Origin of the sequence: Psychrobacter fjordensis (genome assembly GCF_904845995.1) — a bacterium.
Taxonomy (GTDB): Bacteria; Pseudomonadota; Gammaproteobacteria; order Pseudomonadales; family Moraxellaceae; genus Psychrobacter; species Psychrobacter fjordensis.
Genome location: NZ_CAJGYP010000002.1, coordinates 972,534 through 988,888, shown reverse-complemented (window position 1 = coordinate 988,888; position 16,355 = coordinate 972,534). Strand labels below are relative to the sequence as shown.

14 protein-coding genes are annotated in these 16,355 nt (G+C 40.5%); 7 read left to right on the top strand and 7 right to left on the bottom strand.

The features are described 5' to 3' along the window. Positions 1 to 61 precede the first annotated feature (61 nt). The 5 genes from JMW61_RS12530 (at position 62) to JMW61_RS12510 (ending at position 5,258) form a co-directional block, all read left to right on the top strand. Complete coding sequence (locus JMW61_RS12530) at positions 62 to 991, top strand: branched-chain amino acid transaminase (RefSeq protein ID WP_197100309.1); 930 nt, start codon at positions 62 to 64, stop codon at positions 989 to 991. A gap of 108 nt (positions 992 to 1,099) precedes the next feature. Beyond that, complete coding sequence (locus JMW61_RS12525; RefSeq protein ID WP_201551734.1) at positions 1,100 to 1,936, top strand: glycosyl transferase; 837 nt, start codon at positions 1,100 to 1,102, stop codon at positions 1,934 to 1,936. A gap of 108 nt (positions 1,937 to 2,044) precedes the next feature. Next, the gene (locus JMW61_RS12520; protein WP_201551733.1) at positions 2,045 to 2,911 is read left to right on the top strand and encodes a glycosyltransferase; all 867 of its coding nucleotides are present in this window, start codon (positions 2,045 to 2,047) and stop codon (positions 2,909 to 2,911) included. Positions 2,912 to 2,977: 66 nt separating this feature from the next. Continuing rightward, complete coding sequence (locus JMW61_RS12515) at positions 2,978 to 4,069, top strand: glycosyltransferase (RefSeq protein ID WP_201551731.1); 1,092 nt, start codon at positions 2,978 to 2,980, stop codon at positions 4,067 to 4,069. A gap of 52 nt (positions 4,070 to 4,121) precedes the next feature. Then, on the top strand, positions 4,122 to 5,258 hold the full coding sequence (locus JMW61_RS12510) for a glycosyltransferase (protein ID WP_201551729.1): 1,137 nt from the start codon (positions 4,122 to 4,124) through the stop codon (positions 5,256 to 5,258). Here the strand turns inward: JMW61_RS12510 and JMW61_RS12505 are convergent. From JMW61_RS12505 to aspS, 7 genes are all read right to left on the bottom strand, one after another. After that, positions 5,255 to 6,022: a hypothetical protein gene (locus JMW61_RS12505; protein ID WP_201551727.1), complete on the bottom strand. Its 768-nt coding sequence runs from the start codon at positions 6,020 to 6,022 to the stop codon at positions 5,255 to 5,257. The two genes, JMW61_RS12510 and JMW61_RS12505, sit on opposite strands and share 4 nt — an antisense overlap. Before the next feature lie 89 nt (positions 6,023 to 6,111). Then, the gene (locus tag JMW61_RS12500; protein WP_197216100.1) at positions 6,112 to 7,125 is read right to left on the bottom strand and encodes an NAD-dependent epimerase; all 1,014 of its coding nucleotides are present in this window, start codon (positions 7,123 to 7,125) and stop codon (positions 6,112 to 6,114) included. Continuing rightward, the gene (locus tag JMW61_RS12495) at positions 7,125 to 8,291 is read right to left on the bottom strand and encodes a nucleotide sugar dehydrogenase (RefSeq protein ID WP_201551725.1); all 1,167 of its coding nucleotides are present in this window, start codon (positions 8,289 to 8,291) and stop codon (positions 7,125 to 7,127) included. The genes JMW61_RS12500 and JMW61_RS12495 overlap by 1 nt, the downstream gene beginning before the upstream one ends. A 56-nt stretch (positions 8,292 to 8,347) precedes the next feature. Then, positions 8,348 to 9,346, bottom strand: coding sequence for a Stealth CR1 domain-containing protein (locus JMW61_RS12490; protein ID WP_201551721.1), 999 nt, complete (start codon positions 9,344 to 9,346; stop codon positions 8,348 to 8,350). Positions 9,347 to 9,366: 20 nt separating this feature from the next. Beyond that, on the bottom strand, positions 9,367 to 10,083 hold the full coding sequence (locus tag JMW61_RS12485) for a glycosyltransferase (protein WP_406947663.1): 717 nt from the start codon (positions 10,081 to 10,083) through the stop codon (positions 9,367 to 9,369). 204 nt (positions 10,084 to 10,287) lie between these two features. After that, complete coding sequence (locus tag JMW61_RS12480; RefSeq protein WP_201551719.1) at positions 10,288 to 11,253, bottom strand: lysophospholipid acyltransferase family protein; 966 nt, start codon at positions 11,251 to 11,253, stop codon at positions 10,288 to 10,290. A 68-nt stretch (positions 11,254 to 11,321) separates the two neighbouring features. Next, positions 11,322 to 13,148, bottom strand: coding sequence for an aspartate--tRNA ligase (gene aspS / locus JMW61_RS12475; protein ID WP_201551717.1), 1,827 nt, complete (start codon positions 13,146 to 13,148; stop codon positions 11,322 to 11,324). A gap of 379 nt (positions 13,149 to 13,527) precedes the next feature. Between aspS and sohB the strand changes: the two genes are divergently transcribed. Then, on the top strand, positions 13,528 to 14,508 hold the full coding sequence (gene sohB, locus JMW61_RS12470; RefSeq protein WP_201551715.1) for a protease SohB: 981 nt from the start codon (positions 13,528 to 13,530) through the stop codon (positions 14,506 to 14,508). 363 nt (positions 14,509 to 14,871) lie between these two features. Beyond that, on the top strand, positions 14,872 to 16,122 hold the full coding sequence (locus JMW61_RS12465) for an acyl-CoA dehydrogenase family protein (protein WP_227687497.1): 1,251 nt from the start codon (positions 14,872 to 14,874) through the stop codon (positions 16,120 to 16,122). Positions 16,123 to 16,355 lie beyond the last annotated feature (233 nt).

Sequence of the window (16,355 nt, the reverse complement as noted above, 5' to 3'; positions counted from 1 at the left end):
TACTATTAAATATAATTTACCTAAAAAAGTTAGACGTTAGCGCTAGCATAAGGACTACAAAATGAACATGGCAACACAAGACGGTAAGCTTTGGATGAATGGCACAATGATTGAACAGCCAGATGCTAAAGTTCACGTACTGACCCACAGCTTGCATTATGGCATGGCTGTATTTGAAGGTGTGCGTGCTTACCAAACTGCTGATAATCGTACTGCTATTTTTCGCCTAAAAGAGCATACCGAGCGTTTATTAGGCTCTGCAAAAATCTTTCAAATGGACGTACCGTTCGATGCCGCGACTCTAGAGCAAGCACATAAAGATGTTGTTAAACAGAACAACTTGGCAGAAGCTTATATTCGTCCATTAATTTGGGTCGGTGCAGAAAAGCTAGGTCTGTCTTCGCGTGACAACAGTATCAATGCGATGGTTGCTGCTTGGCATTGGGGTGCATATCTTGGTGACGAAGGTATCAAAAACGGTATCCGCGTGAAAACGTCTTCATTCACACATCATATGACCAATGTGACGATGTGTAAGGCAAAAGCGTCAAGCAACTATCCAGTGTCTATCATGGCCAACCAAGAAGTCACTCGTAATGGTTACGACGAAGCTATCTTGATGGATTCACAAGGCTATGTTTGCCAAGGTGCAGGTGAAAACTTGTTCTTAGTAAAAGATGGCGTATTGCATACTCCGGATCTTGCTGGTGGTGCGTTAGATGGTATCACTCGCCGTACTATCATTCAGTTCGCTGATGACCTAGGTATCAAAGTGGTTGAACGCCGTATTACTCGCGATGAGTTTTACTTAGCGGATGAGATATTTATGACAGGTACTGCTGCTGAAGTGACGCCTATTCGCGAATATGATGATCGCACGGTTGGTAACGGTGGCCGCGGGCCTTTGACTGAAAAGCTACAAACTTTATACTTTGATGTAGTACACGGTCGCAATGAGCAATATATGGATTGGTTAAGCTTTATTGATTAACAATGCAGTTACTTTGAAAAACTAAAAAAGGCTGAACGTAATTGTTCAGTCTTTTTTTTATGCTAATATAGCCATCATATTTATTCATATCGTTAAAGTGAGCAGTCAATGCCAATAGATTCTAATACAGCAGATAATAAAAATATCAAACAAATCATTTGTATTAAATGGGGTACAAAGTACGGGGCTGATTATGCCAACAAACTATATGGCATGGTGTCTCGTAATATTACGCCGCCATTTCGTTTTGTTTGCTTTACAGATGATACCACCGATGTACGTCCAGAGATCGAATGCCAAGCATTGCCACCATTAGATGTCACTATGCCAACCAATACACTAGGTAAGTGGCCAAAATCTCGTTTATGGGGTGAAAAGCTTGGCGATTTAACCGGTACAGTACTGTTTGTAGATTTGGATGTGATTATCGTCGATAGCCTCGATCCTTTCTTTGAGTATGGCAAGCCGGACGATGTTATTTTATCTTATAACCCGAGCAACCCGTTGGAGCGTTTGGGGCAGACTTCTTGTTTCAGATTTCAGATAGGTTCGCTTGTTTCACTACAAGAAAAATTCAAGGCGGATCCACAAGGCATCGCTGATGAGTATCGTTTTGAGCAGCGTTTTGTCACACGTAACGCACCCGGTGGTGTAAAGCTGTTTCCAAAGGCATGGGTGGCTCACTTTAGACGTAAATGTCGTCAGCCGTTTCCGTTCAATTATTTTAAAGAGCCAAAGATTCCTAAAGGTGCTCGTCTGGTTATTTTCCCTGGTGATTTATACCCTACGCATGCAATTGATGGCATGTATAATAAAAATGCGGCTAATAATGCTAAAGATCATTTGAAAAGAATTACTGAGCCCAAAAACTTGAAACGCCCTTTACGACATTTACGTCACTTTATCTTGCCAGTAACTTGGATTGAGAAATACTGGAAGGAGTAGGCTTAGCTTTACAACTGAGTATTATCACATTAGACGTAATTAATACTGATGTTTTATAGCCTTGTAAATGACTAGGGTTAGAGTATTCTCCAGTGAACGGATAGAACTATGAAAACGAACGATATCATCAGAGTATTTGTGGGCTGTGACCCAAACAACTGTGATCTAGAGCAGATGATGGTTCTAGATTATAGTATCCACAAACATACCAGTGTGCCAGTAGAGATAGTGTGGATGCAGCTCTCACGTGACCCTAATAGTTATTGGTATTCTAACCCTGAGACTGGTAAAGGCTGGGATACCACCAAGTGGTCAACGCCTTTTTCTGGTTTTAGATGGGCGATTCCAGAGTATTGCAATTATTCTGGACGTGCGATCTATATGGATGCTGATGTCGTTGTTTTAGATGATTTGGCAAAATTATGGCAGCATCCTATCGAAGGACAGGCCGTAGTAGCAGCTAAAACGAATGCTGATATGACTCGACTATGTACTTGCGTGTGGGATTGTGAAGCTGCAAAGTCTGTCATTTTACCTATCGAAAAACTCAAACAAGATCCTAAAAGCCATAAAGAAATGATGGCGGTATTTAAGAAAAATACTCAGCTGATTGAGTCTTATCAAAATAGCTATAACTGTATAGATGGTGAAGACTTAGCGATAGAGGACATCAAGGTCTTACATTACTCGGATATGGGAACGCAGTTCAGTCACAAATATTCGTTACCCAGAGTGAGCGAGGAAGGGTTCGAGCATTGGTTCGATGGTGAAATAATGCCACATCCAAGACAAGATTTGGTCGGCCTTTTTGATAAGTATTATCATGAAGCGCTTGCCGCTGGATATCATTTAGACAGTTATCGAGTTGAACCTTTCGGTAGTTTTCCAAAAAAATCTCAACAAGGCTACAGTGGTAATAAAGTCACTCGCCCGAGTGCTTCCAAATCACTGTTTTCGAGACTCTTTAAGCGCTGATTTTTCGATCAAATAATTATAAGTTTCTTTAAGTGGACAAAGATATCACTCGATAGGTCGTAGTTTATGAAACAGCACAAAAAAATAGTGTTACTTGTTATTAATTGCTTACAAGGCGGCGGTGCGGAGCGTGTGGTATTGACGTTAGGTCAAGGGTTTTATGAATTGGGCTACGAAGTACATGTTCTAAGATTCAAACCCTTGGTAGAGTATGAGTTGAGCCCAGACCTTCATTATCATGTGCTCAAATTTAAACCTTACAAGCTCATACCAGGATCTGAAAGGCGTGATAAGCTTTTTGCGCGTTCTGTCGATAAGTATGTTTCACAAAATATCGGTCAGCCTGACATGATACTTTCTAATCTTGATCGTGCGGATAGTATCTTGAGTAATAGTAAGCTACCGAATATCACTTATATTATTCATAACACCGTATCGCTGCTCTACAAATTCAATAAAAATCAAGATGCTGAGCAATTAAAAAGAAAAATGGTCGAGATTTATTCTAAACATCCTTGTGTATGTGTGAGTGAGGGTGCTGAAAAGGATTTTACCAAAAGCTTTGGCAATATCACACCAACGGCGGCCATCCACAATCCAATTGATAGAGACAATATTCAAAAACAGGCCAATGCTTTTGTTCCTGAATATCAGAACTATATAATACATGTAGGAAGCTTCAAAGATGCGAAGCGTCACGATGTATTGGTAAAAGCCTACGCAAAGACTGATCAATCTATGCCATTGTTGCTCTTAGGCCAAGGCAAGCATAAAAATGAGATAGAGAATTTAGTCACAGCGTTAAAACTAGAAAATAAGGTGGTGTTTTTAGGCTTTCACGAAAATCCTTTTCCTTATATCAAACATGCACAATTTAAGGTACTGACTTCTGACTGGGAAGGCTTTGCTTTAGTTATTGCTGAAGCTTTAGTGCTAGGTACACCGGTCATCAGCACCAATTGTCCGTCAGGCCCGAGTGAGCTATTACCTGAAAGCAACTTGATGCCGATGGGAGATATTGAAGCCATTGCTGAAAAAATGCGTCAGGCAATGAGCAACCCACAACAGTTTCATGCCCCGTTTGATGAATCACTGCTTCCAGTTAAAATAGCTGAGAAATATCTAGAATTCTCTCAAAGACTAGATGTCATAAAGTGATACTGTCAAATCCTCTTTATACTCAAAATACTCACTTTTAAGAAAGTTTAAAATGACTAATAATGCCACGAGCATAATCAATAATTTACCCAGAGAAAATAAGAAAAAAATACTTTTAGTCATCAACTGCCTACAAGGTGGTGGCGCTGAGCGTGTTGTACTTACATTAGGGCAGGGCTTTTATGAGTTGGGATATGAAGTACATGTTTTAAGGTTCAAGCCTCGGGTAGAGTATGATCTTAATCCGAACCTTATTTATCATGTTCTAAAATTCAGGCTTTATAAAAAGATACCAGGAGCACAGCGTCGAGATAAGTTTTTTGCTCGTACTGTAGATCGTTATATCACAAAAAAAATTGGTCAGCCTGATGTTATTTTATCCAATCTTGATCGCTCAGACAGCGTTTTTAGTTATAGTCGTTTGCCCAATATTGTATATGTGATTCATAATACTTTATCTTTATTGTATAAGTTTCAACAGGCTGATATCGGTCATCAGAAAAAAGAAAACTTTACTAAGATTTACTCAAAAAACCCTTGTGCCTGCGTAAGCAATGGCGTTCAGAAAGATTTTTTAGAAAATTTTGGTGATATTACACCAACGATAGCCATTCACAATCCAATAGATAGAGACTGTATTCGAAAACTAGGTGACGCATTCGTTCCTGAATATCAGAATTATATTATTCATGTGGGTAGCTTCAAAGAGGCAAAACGTCATGATGTGCTGCTAAGAGCTTATGCTAAAACAGATCAGTCTCTACCTTTATTGCTTTTAGGTAAAGGTAAGCTCAAAAACGATATAGAGCAATTGGTAGTAGAACTCAATTTGGAAGACAAGGTGGTTTTCTTAGGTTTTTTAGAAAATCCTTTCCCTTATATAAAACATGCAAAATTTAAGATATTAACTTCAGACTGGGAAGGGTTTGCTTTGGTGATTGCAGAGTCTTTAGTTTTGGGAACACCAGTTATCAGCACCGATTGTCAGTCTGGCCCCAGTGAGCTATTGCCTCAAAACAACTTAATGCCAATGAGAGATATAGATGCTATTGCTGCTAAATTAAGCTTAGCAATGAAAAATTCAGAGCAATTTCATTCTGAATTTAATGAGGCATTGCTACCTATCACGATAGCCAAAAAATATATTGAGTTCGCTTCTAATTGTGAGAATACAGGTGAGAAAGCTTAATCCAACCACCATTTAGACCAATCATCTCTGTGTAATTGCCGTAGCGTGGCAAACGCACTTTGATTATTTTGTAGTTTTTCGAATACAGCCAATAGTATAGTTGTCGCTAATTTGTCGACTTTAAGGAATTTACTATAGCGTTTGCGCATATTTCTTAAGCTATCGTCTGTACCTATACGAAAATAGGTAAGCCCGTCATATAAGGGTAAATCCCCAGCATAAAGTTGATCAGTTTTTTCATCCAGTAGTGGCATAGGTTCAGCCTTAGCACTTAACTGTAAAAAACTTCTAGTTTCATGCACTCTCAACGTATTCATTAGAGTAATGACGTTCATCAGGATTGCAGCTCTATTAGTATCATCTGAATAGTCGATGAAAGTATCGCAAGCAGAAACTATCCAACGTAATGAGAGATGCTCTAATAAATAATCGCTTTCTGCCTTCCAAAGTCTTTCAAATTCAGCAAAGGTTTTATCTGTTTTGTATTTGCGACGCATCAATATAACAAGCGTATTGTGATAAAAACAGAGCTCAGACTCACCCAACGATTGATGCTTTAGGTTGTTTAAATGGATCTCTAAGTCTGTACTTTTACGCTCATCTGTTAGCGCTTCAATATCGCACAATGCTTCAGTAATGGTTGTTGCTTTCATCTCATCAAAGCTTTTGCCATCATAATTTTTAAAAACTTTACCCGCATTCAATCTTTTTTCACTTCGAAATATTAATAGCAGTTTTCTTTGCCAGTTTGTAGATGTGGTCATGTCACTAAAATCCTTTAAAAAGGTATGATGCGATTAGAGCTTAAATGTCCGAAATATAGATGCTTATATTGTTTGTAAAAGTTACCTAATCATACTGAATAATATTGTTTATACCAAGTGACAAACTTTTCAATCCCATCTTCGATGCTAGTCTCAGGTTTAAAATCAATATCATCTACCAAGTCGTCTATATCTGCGTAAGTGATCGGTACATCGCCTGCTTGCATAGGTAACAAGTTCTCTTGAGCTTTTTTGCCACAAGCGCTTTCAATAGCAGTGATAAAACGGCGTAAAGTTACAGGTTGATTATTGCCAATATTATAAATCTTATAAGGGGCTGATGTCGTCGTGATAGTGGAATGTTGGGGAGAGGGAACTTTGTCTATTATTCGAATGACACCTTTTACGATGTCATCAATATAAGTAAAATCACGCTGCATATCGCCATTGTTGAAGACGTCAATTGGGTCGCCAGCCAGTATTCTTTTAGTAAAAGAGAAATATGCCATATCAGGTCGACCGTAAGGGCCATAAACCGTAAAGAACCGTAGTCCTGTCGTTGGAATGTTATATAGGTGACTATAGCTGTGTGCCATGAGCTCATTTGATTTTTTTGTGGCAGCATACAAGCTAATAGGGAAATCAACACAGTCAGAAGTTGTAAATGGCTGCTTGATGTTCATACCATAGACAGAGCTAGAGCTTGCATAAATCAGATGCTTGATAGCATGGTGACGACAGCCTTCGAGGATGTTCACAAACCCAACCACATTTGAATCAACATAGGCGTGTGGGTTTTCTATAGAGTAGCGGACACCTGCTTGTGCACCCAAATTAATAACCGTATCGAATTGATAGGTTGAAAAAAGTCCAGATATGGCTTCGCGATCAGCAAGATCCAATTTAATGAAGGTAAAATTCTCTGGCTCTGATAAGTCACTTAATATTTTTAGACGTTCTGCTTTTAGATTGACGTCATAATAATCGTTGATGTTATCGATACCAACGATGAAATGGTTTTGATCAGTCGACTCTATTTTTAAGAGCGCCTTGATTAAGTGAAAACCGATAAAACCTGCCGCACCAGTGACTAATATATTCATCAGTCGCTCCCGAATAAGTCTCTTGTGAATACTTTATCCGCTACATCTTCTATATCAGTAGATAGGCGGTTTGCTACAATGACGTCACTCATTGATTTGAATGCTTCTAAATCTTGAATAACTCGCGAGTTAAAGAAGTTATTTTCTTTCAATACAGGTTCGTAAACAACGACCTCGATACCCTTTGCTTTAATACGTTTCATGATGCCTTGAATAGCGGAGGCTCTAAAATTGTCTGAGCCACTTTTCATAACCAGTCGATGAATACCCACAATTCTGGGCTTTCTTTCGATGATTTTATCCGCAATGAAGTCTTTACGGGTACTATTTGAATCAACGATGGCTCTAATAAGATTGCTCGGCACTTCATCATAATTTGCCAATAGCTGTTTGGTGTCTTTGGGCAGGCAGTAGCCACCATAGCCAAATGATGGGTTATTATAGTGGTTGCCAATACGAGGATCTAAGCCAATGCCTTCTATAATCTGCTTGGTATCCAGTCCAAAGGTCTGGGCATAGGTATCTAGCTCATTAAAATAGGCAACACGCATCGCTAGATAGGTGTTAGAAAATAACTTAATGGCTTCAGCTTCAGTAGACTCTGTAAACAGCTGAGGGACTTCTTTTTTCAAGGCGCCTTCAAGAAGTAAGTTTGCAAATTGCTTGGCACGTTCAGATTGCTCACCAACGATAATTCTAGAAGGGTAAAGATTGTCATAGAGCGCTTTACCTTCTCGCAAAAACTCAGGAGAAAATACAATATTATCTGTTGAAAAACGTTCTTTAACTTCGTTAGTGTATCCAACAGGGACGGTAGATTTTATGATGATTAACGCAGTTTCATTGACACTAAGCACTTCCTCAATGACATTCTCTACACTTTTGGTATTAAAGTAATTGGTTTTTGAGTCATAATCAGTAGGAGTGGCAACGATAATGAAATCAGCATCTTTATAAGCAGATTTAGCATCTAACGTAGCGGTAAAGTTAATATTTTTATTCAGTAAAAAATCTTCAATCTCTATGTCTTCAATAGGCGACTGCTTGGCATTAAGCAGCTCGACTCTTTCAGCGATGATATCAACAGCTACAACGTCATTGTGCTGAGCAAGCAACATAGCATTAGATAAACCGACATAGCCTGTACCTACCACTGTTATTTTCATAAAAATCCCAATATTATATTTTGTTTATTATTTTATCGACTGCTATCTAGTATTTATTAGTTAGTAGCTTGTAATAGTGATGGCGGCAGATACGCTGAAAATTTATGAATCATAGCATCGCTAATTTTTTTGCATGAGCCTGAATCGAGCAAGTCTAAGCTTTGTATGCAGCCATATTTGATTGATTCTTTATGTAAATCAGCTAAAAAACCTTCAACACTACTTTCATTTTTGAGGTAGTTAACGGATATCGGTGGTTTAAGAGAGTTTTCGTTCTTCTGAATCTTTAGATGATTCATTAGTGTAATAGGATTTATTTGAGCCACGTCTCTAAATTTATACCTAATCTGCTCGTTCAGCAACTGAGGGTTGTCTAGTAGATAGCTCTTTAAAATGTTCTTATCAACGACATGTGGATAATGGTGAACCTCAAAAAATTGATTCATCCCAAGCGCTTTAGCACTTAACATCTGAGCAACGGTATGTTTGGGTTGAACGGCTTTACCCGATAATTTTTGTAGAGATTTCCGATAGTTTAGCTTGGCTTGTAAAAGAGCACTTTTTCTCCAATGTCCATAAATAATAATATTGTCATTGTCTAAAAAGTCTTCCTGAATAGCAGGCTGATTAAAGAAAAAATCATCATTCATATATATAAAGTAGTCAGATAGACCTGAGATATTCCATAGCATGGTTTCAATAGATCTGGTGTTGAAGGTCGGCAGAAATTGCTCGTATCCAGAAAATATTTCTTTATGATCGACAATACGTATTTTATCTTTAGCACAAATACCTTGATTGGCAAATTCAGAGATAAGTGCTGGCTGCTGTTGGTCTGTAACCACATAAATATAACGACAAAAAGGAACGTATTTTAAAATAGAGGCAATGTTGTAATAAATCTCATCATTACTAGCGAATCGTGTTGAGCTGACGGCGTCAGAGGCAGCGCTCGTTGTTTTTTGATACTGTGCTCTTTTTTGTTTAAGCGCTGGATCATCACCATCTACCCAAGCAATGACAATATCTATTTGTTTTTCATTATCTGACTTCATGGTTTATCCCCTGTTCGAGCCTATCGCCAATAATCTTTTAGCCAAGGACTTGGCTTAACATGACGATACCATTTGCCGCCACTACCGTTGATGGCATCTGGTGGATTAATCTCACCATGAAAGATAACAATCTTTGCGTTATCAGGCAGAGTAGGTGTACGCACAAAATTGAATGGAATGGGGGCAATGCACTGGTACTTGAAGCTGACACACCAGGTTTTATCCCAGTACTCTAAATGATGATGCTCACGCAAATAGTTGGATAAATAAGCTTGCTCGTGGCGCACTTGTTGACGAATGGTGTCGAAGTTCCGCTCAAAGTTTGCAAGCAAATCAGGATAAGTGCCCATACCGATGTTAAAGCGATACACGGAGCTGTTACCAATCATTCGCCATGGCTTTTTCCAATCACGAATAATCACAACACTGTCTCTATGCGCAGCTTCATAAGTGAAAAAAGCATCGATATTATCGACAATCACAATATCGATGTCTAAAAACAGCGCGACCCCTTTAAGGTCATACAGCTCTGGTTTAAACGTCGTGAGTTTTTTCCAACCACGCTCAGGACCCGCTGGTAGATCCATCTCTGGGATAGGGTGGCACGTAATAGCAGGATCAATGCCCGTACTATCATCGGTGAGACAGACCATTTGAAAATCTAAGGTAAGGTGGCGGCTGACCATATTATAAAGGCGATTGACGTATTCAGGACCGTATTTATCACCCCATTTCATACAGATAACATAACGCTGATCAGCAACTTTAAGCTTTGCTTTCGTGTGGTCTGTCGATGAGGTCTTCGTTACGTCAGTTGCCATAATGCACTCATATTGATTTCAATAAAAAATGGTTAATAAAATAAAAGATTTAAAAGTTAGCTAATATTAGCACGACTACGATTCACCACCTCTCTAAACGCTTAACTGATTGTACGGTTATTACTCATTGCTATTGGATTTGGCCGTATCACTAGCGTTATAATCGTGATGAATAGACTGCTTATTATTGCGAATGAATTTCGCCAAAGTTTCTTCATTGGCGTTATAAGGATTTCCCAATGAGGGAATGCGCTTGAAACGTCGATAGCCCCACATATAGTGACTACATTTGCTCTCAATCATCTGTTGCATGGCTTGGTTCAGCGCATGAGCAGCTGTTTCGGCATTGCGGTCGTAGAGTGCTGGGTCATCGAGTTTATAACAATAGATATCAAACCCATGACCATCTTTACGGCGAATACAAGATATGCCGACTAGCGCACATTTGGTTTTGCTAGCGAGTTTCGAGGCCAGCGTACTGGTCAATGTTTCTACCCCAAAAAAGGGTACAACCACACCGCCCGATGGGTCAGGTACATGGTCAGGAAGCACAATACTAAAACCACCTTGCTTAAGCGTTTTAAAGACAGCTTTGACGCCGCTACCATCAGTAGGAACTAACGTGGCATTGAGCCGTGAACGACCTTGTAAGACGAAGTCATTGGTAATATTGCCCTTGACGGGCTTATACATGATGGTCGGCGAACCAAACTGGTTAAGCCAAGCATTCATCATCTCCCATGTACCGAGATGTGGGACGATTGCAAGCATACCGTTAGGGTTAGCAAGTCCTTCTAATAAAATCTCTTTATTATGGACATCACGAATTTGAGCGATACTCCATTCAGGAGACATTGCCCAGCTTTTGATCGATTCAATACTGGTTAAACACTGGTGATAGATGATTTCTTTGGTTAACGCTTGTTTTTGCGTAGTGGATAATTCAGGGGCAATCAGCGCCATGTTGGTACTGACAGTACGCATAATACTTAAGCTGGGTATCTTTATAATCACCCACGCAACAAAACGTGCCAGCATCTGCAATACAGACAATGGCACGATTCTAAAAATATGATACGGATTCATGACCATTCACACAGTGATGAATCACGTAACCAGTTAGATAGCAAAGAACTAAACATTATTTTAACTATTTACTGTGCAGGTTGATTGGTGTCAGCCTGTGCTTTTTCACGCACACGGATACCAAGCTCACGCAGTTGCTTGCCATCAACGCCAGCAGGTGCTTGAGTTAGTGGGCACTCAGCAGTTTTAGTTTTTGGGAAGGCAATCACGTCACGGATAGAGTCAGCGCCTACCATGAGCATAATCAAACGATCCAAGCCAAATGCTAAGCCACCATGCGGTGGTGCACCGAATTTCAATGCATCAAGTAAGAAACCAAATTTGTCTTCAGCTTCTTGCTCGCCGATACCTAAAGCTTCTAATACGGCCTGCTGCATATCGTAAGTATTAATACGTAAGCTACCACCACCAACTTCTGTACCGTTCAATACCATATCATAAGCGATAGAAAGGGCAGATTCTGGGTTGTTTTTCAACTCATCAACTGAACCTTTAGGCTTGGTGAACGGATGATGCATTGATGTCCAACGACCATCGTCAGTCTCTTCAAACATTGGGAAGTCAGTGACCCAAAGTGGCGCCCACTGGCAGGTAGTCATTTCAAGGTCTAGCCCGATTTTTTGACGTAGCGCACCAATTGCATCGTTCACGACACTGGCTTTATCGGCACCAAAGAAGATAATATCACCATCTTCTGCAGCAGTACGCTCGATTAGGCTGACAAGCACATCATCAGTCATGTTTTTGATGATTGGAGACTGTAGGCCAGACTCTTTGTCCACACCGTTGTTGATGCTGCTAGCGTCATTAACTTTGATATAAGCCAAACCACGTGCACCATAGATGCCAACGAACTTGGTGTAAGCATCGATTTGCTTACGGCTTAACGATGCGCCACCAGGGATACGTAGGGCAGTCACACGACCTTTAGGATCATTAGCAGGACCTGCGAACACTTTGAAGTCGACATCTTTCATCAAATCTGCAACGTCGACCAATTTTAGTGGAATACGTAAGTCGGGCTTGTCTGATGCATAGTCACGCATGGCTTCTGCGTAAGTCATACGAGGGAACTGTTCAAACTCAACGTCCATCATAGTCTTAAACAAATGCTTGATAAGGCCTTCGTTGATATTCATGATTTCTTCTTCATTTAAGAAAGAAGTCTCAATATCCACCTGGGTAAACTCAGGCTGACGATCAGCACGTAAATCTTCATCACGGAAGCATTTAGCGATTTGATAATAACGGTCAAAACCTGACACCATCAATAACTGTTTAAACAGCTGTGGCGACTGTGGCAATGCAAAGAAGTTACCTGGGCGAGTACGCGATGGTACTAGATAATCACGCGCACCTTCTGGCGTCGCACGAGTCAGAATAGGTGTCTCAACATCTAAGAAACCATGATCGTCTAAATAACGACGAATTGTTGAAGTCGCTTTGGCTCGGAACACCATACGTTCTTGCATTTGCGGACGGCGCATATCGAGATAGCGATACTTAAGACGCAAATCTTCTGATACGGTAGTCTTCTCATCGTTCAATGGAAATGGTGGTGTTTCAGACTTGGCCAGTACTTCAATCTCTTTGCCTAGTAGCTCAATTTGACCACTGGTCATAGTAGCGTTTTCAGTGCCTTCATAACGGCGACGTACACGACCAGTGATTTTTAGTACATATTCAGGACGTACCGCATCAGCAGTAGCAAAAGCTTCTGGGGTATCAGGATCGACGACTACCTGCAAGATACCAGCGCGGTCACGCATGTCTAAAAAAATCACGCCACCGTGATCGCGACGACGATGTACCCAGCCTACGACACTAATGGTTTGCTCAATTAAGCTTTCGGTTACAGCTCCGCAATATTCGTCTCGGTATTCGCTATGCGTCATAATATAGTTATCCAGTTGTCAGCCCAATTCGAAATACAATAATGCAGCCATTACTGCGCGATTCAAGCTATTCGCTAAAAAAACGCACAAACAACGCGATTAAGACAAATGGTCATCACGTCGACTGCAGAAAATTTAATGTAAACGCGTATTATGCCTAATCTGCCCTTGTTATACAACCAGCTGAGTCCAATCGAGGTATAGGAATGCTTAGGTATCGGATGTATTTGTGCCCAAACATTTGTATTGGGTTAAAAATTGTCATTTTGCTTGAAAACCTGAGTGACTGTGCCTATATCAAGCTCACTTATAAAATTCTATTGATCCTATTACTACTGATCTTATTAAAGTTATCTTAATCATGTAAGGAATACTGTTCATGCTTTTTCATCCTGCCAAAAATCCTGTTGAATTGCGCGTCATTCATCTAAACAAAAACCAAGAGCAACGCCGTGAAGACTTAATGGAAGCCACGCAAGGTAAAGCGGCGCTCAAGCAGTTCAAAAAAACGATGGCTAAGAAAGCCAAGCAGGCGCTAAAAGTAAAAACCAAAAATAAGAAAAAACATGCTGATGATAAAGCACAAGTTTTTGTCCTTGATTTTGATGGTGATATCAAAGCAACGGCAGTAAAGCATCTACGCGAAGAAATCAGCACGCTTATCAGTGCTACAAATAAAGGCGATGAAGTCGTCGTGCGTCTTGAGTCAGGCGGCGGTGTGGTGCATGGTTATGGTTTGGCGGCAGCGCAATTGGTTCGCTTAAAAGATGCTGGTCTAAAGCTAACTGTCTGTGTTGACAAAGTTGCAGCGAGCGGTGGCTATATGATGGCTTGCGTCGCAGATAAAGTAGTGGCGGCACCGTTTGCTATCATTGGCTCAATTGGCGTGGTCTCACAATTACCAAACTTCCATAAATGGCTAAAAAACCATGATGTAGATTATGAGATGTTTACCGCAGGTGATTACAAGCGCACAGTTACTGTGTTCGGTGAGAACGATGCTGAAGATCGTGCCAAATATCAAGAAGAACTAGAGCAGACGCATGAGCTATTCAAACACTTTGTCAATAACTACCGTCCAACACTCGATGTGGCAAAAGTGGCCACTGGAGAGCACTGGTATGGAGAAGATGCGCTAAAACTTAATTTGATTGATAGCTTGCAAACCTCAGACAGCTATATTCTAGAGCGTATGGAAGACAGTGAAGTGTATGCACTACATTCACGTCAAAAACCAACACTCGCTGAAAAGCTAGGATTGGCGCAAGCAGCTGAGGCAACGTTGAGTATAGGAGTTGATAAATTGCCTGATGCACTCGCACGTTTTGATTTAAACAGCCGCTTAAATATTTTAAAATAATGTTAGATATCATTATGATAGTGAACCTCTAGTACTTTAGAGTTCAAATAGTTTTTTATACATTGTTTGTATTTTGTAAAAGGCGTGGCCTAGCTGGTCGCGCCTTTTTGCTGTTTATTGATAATTGCTGTGATATAAATGTAGCATACAGAAAACAGTATACGTACGTGCACTATAGTCATTTCAATATAAAAGTATTACTGCATTAACCTCGCTTGAAGTATCACATATACATCTTCACTCGGTTGTCTTGTACTACTTTCAAATTGAATCGACTATAAGGTTCTCATGGAGCTTTTTATTAACACTTGATTTAGACGATCAATAAAGAAAAGGAAGTCATTTATGTCTAACGATAATTTAATGTTTACCGCAACAGAACATGGTCAAGCCATGCATGCCAAAGTCAAAGCGTTTATTGAAACGCACATTGAGCCAATCGAAGCACAATTTTGGGAAGATTGTCATAAGAAAAACCCTGATGGTAATTGGGAAAACTGGGAGTGGCCTGAAGCTTACGAAAGCCTACGTAAACAGGCCCGTGAAGCTGGCTTGTGGAATTTATTCTTGCCTGATGAAACGTTAGGTGCAGGGCTTTCAGTCACTGATTACGCGCCTATCGCAGAGTTAACGGGTCGCAGTTTGCTTGCGCCCCATGTATTCAACTGTAATGCGCCTGACAGCGGTAATATGGAACTATTGTGGCGCTACGGTACTAAAGAGCAGCAAGACAAGTGGCTGACACCAATTCTAGAAGGTAAGACGCGCTCTGTGTTCTGCATGACTGAGCCTGATGTGGCATCAAGTGATGCAACCAATATGGAAGCAACCGCTGTAGTCGATGGCGATGAGATTGTCATAAACGGTAGCAAATGGTGGTCATCTGGTCTTGGCGATCCTGCGGTTGATATTCTAATTGTCATGGCATATACCGCTGATGAGACCGCAGACCGTCATCATCAACATTCGATGGTGCTTGTACCAGTCAAAACGGCGGGTGTGAACATCAAGCGTATGCTCAAAGTGTTTGGTGATTATGATGCACCGCACGGACATGGTGAGATTAGTTTTGAAAATGTGCGCGTGCCAGTCAGCCACTTTATTGGTGGACCAGGTAAGGGCTTTGAGATTGCACAAGGTCGTTTAGGGCCAGGTCGTATTCATCATTGCATGCGTTGTATCGGTGCTGCTGAAAAGTCTCTAGAGTTAGCAGTTAAGCGCGGCATGTCACGTACTGCCTTTGGTAAGCCATTGCTACAATTAGGTGGTAACTTTGAGCGTATCGCTGAAGCTCGTATTAAGATTGATCAAGCTCGTTTGATGACCTTATATGCTGCACAGAAGATGGATGCGCACGGCACCAAAGCAGCATTGACTGAAATCTCTGCTATCAAAGTCGTGGCACCAACTGTATTGCAAGAAGTCGTCGATATGGCGATTCAGATTCATGGCGGTATGGGTGTCTGCCAAGACACATTACTACCGAATTTCTATGCGCAAGCACGTGTGCTACGTTTGGCAGACGGTCCTGATGAAGTACACAAAACCATGATTGCCAAACTAGAACTCAAACGTCAGGGCTTTAGCCGTTCGACTAAATCTGACAAAGCTTAATCTTAACAAACGGTTGTGTGAGTCAGTCTTGATCTGCTCATGCAACCTTTATTAGAAACAAGCCAATCGTAATGCTAATTGAAAATTCACTATTAACGACTTAGTAGTGAATTTTTCATCACTACTGATGTTTTATCACTAGGGCGTATCCTCATTTCAAAAATAGTAATAAGCATAAGATAAATTGAATTGAGGGCTAGCTCTCATATCTGTTATAAAAATAAAAGACCACA

Bases quoted from the DNA above. Each gene is read 5' to 3' on its own strand.
- JMW61_RS12530 (WP_197100309.1), top strand. From the start codon at position 62: ATGAACATGGCAACACAAGACGGTAAGCTTTGGATGAATGGCACAATG.
- JMW61_RS12525 (WP_201551734.1), top strand. From the start codon at position 1,100: ATGCCAATAGATTCTAATACAGCAGATAATAAAAATATCAAACAAATC.
- JMW61_RS12520 (WP_201551733.1), top strand. From the start codon at position 2,045: ATGAAAACGAACGATATCATCAGAGTATTTGTGGGCTGTGACCCAAAC.
- JMW61_RS12515 (WP_201551731.1), top strand. From the start codon at position 2,978: ATGAAACAGCACAAAAAAATAGTGTTACTTGTTATTAATTGCTTACAA.
- JMW61_RS12510 (WP_201551729.1), top strand. From the start codon at position 4,122: ATGACTAATAATGCCACGAGCATAATCAATAATTTACCCAGAGAAAAT.
- JMW61_RS12505 (WP_201551727.1), bottom strand. From the start codon at position 6,022: ATGACCACATCTACAAACTGGCAAAGAAAACTGCTATTAATATTTCGA.
- JMW61_RS12500 (WP_197216100.1), bottom strand. From the start codon at position 7,125: ATGAATATATTAGTCACTGGTGCGGCAGGTTTTATCGGTTTTCACTTA.
- JMW61_RS12495 (WP_201551725.1), bottom strand. From the start codon at position 8,291: ATGAAAATAACAGTGGTAGGTACAGGCTATGTCGGTTTATCTAATGCT.
- JMW61_RS12490 (WP_201551721.1), bottom strand. From the start codon at position 9,346: ATGAAGTCAGATAATGAAAAACAAATAGATATTGTCATTGCTTGGGTA.
- JMW61_RS12485 (WP_406947663.1), bottom strand. From the start codon at position 10,083: ATGAAATGGGGTGATAAATACGGTCCTGAATACGTCAATCGCCTTTAT.
- JMW61_RS12480 (WP_201551719.1), bottom strand. From the start codon at position 11,253: ATGAATCCGTATCATATTTTTAGAATCGTGCCATTGTCTGTATTGCAG.
- aspS (WP_201551717.1), bottom strand. From the start codon at position 13,148: ATGACGCATAGCGAATACCGAGACGAATATTGCGGAGCTGTAACCGAA.
- sohB (WP_201551715.1), top strand. From the start codon at position 13,528: ATGCTTTTTCATCCTGCCAAAAATCCTGTTGAATTGCGCGTCATTCAT.
- JMW61_RS12465 (WP_227687497.1), top strand. From the start codon at position 14,872: ATGTTTACCGCAACAGAACATGGTCAAGCCATGCATGCCAAAGTCAAA.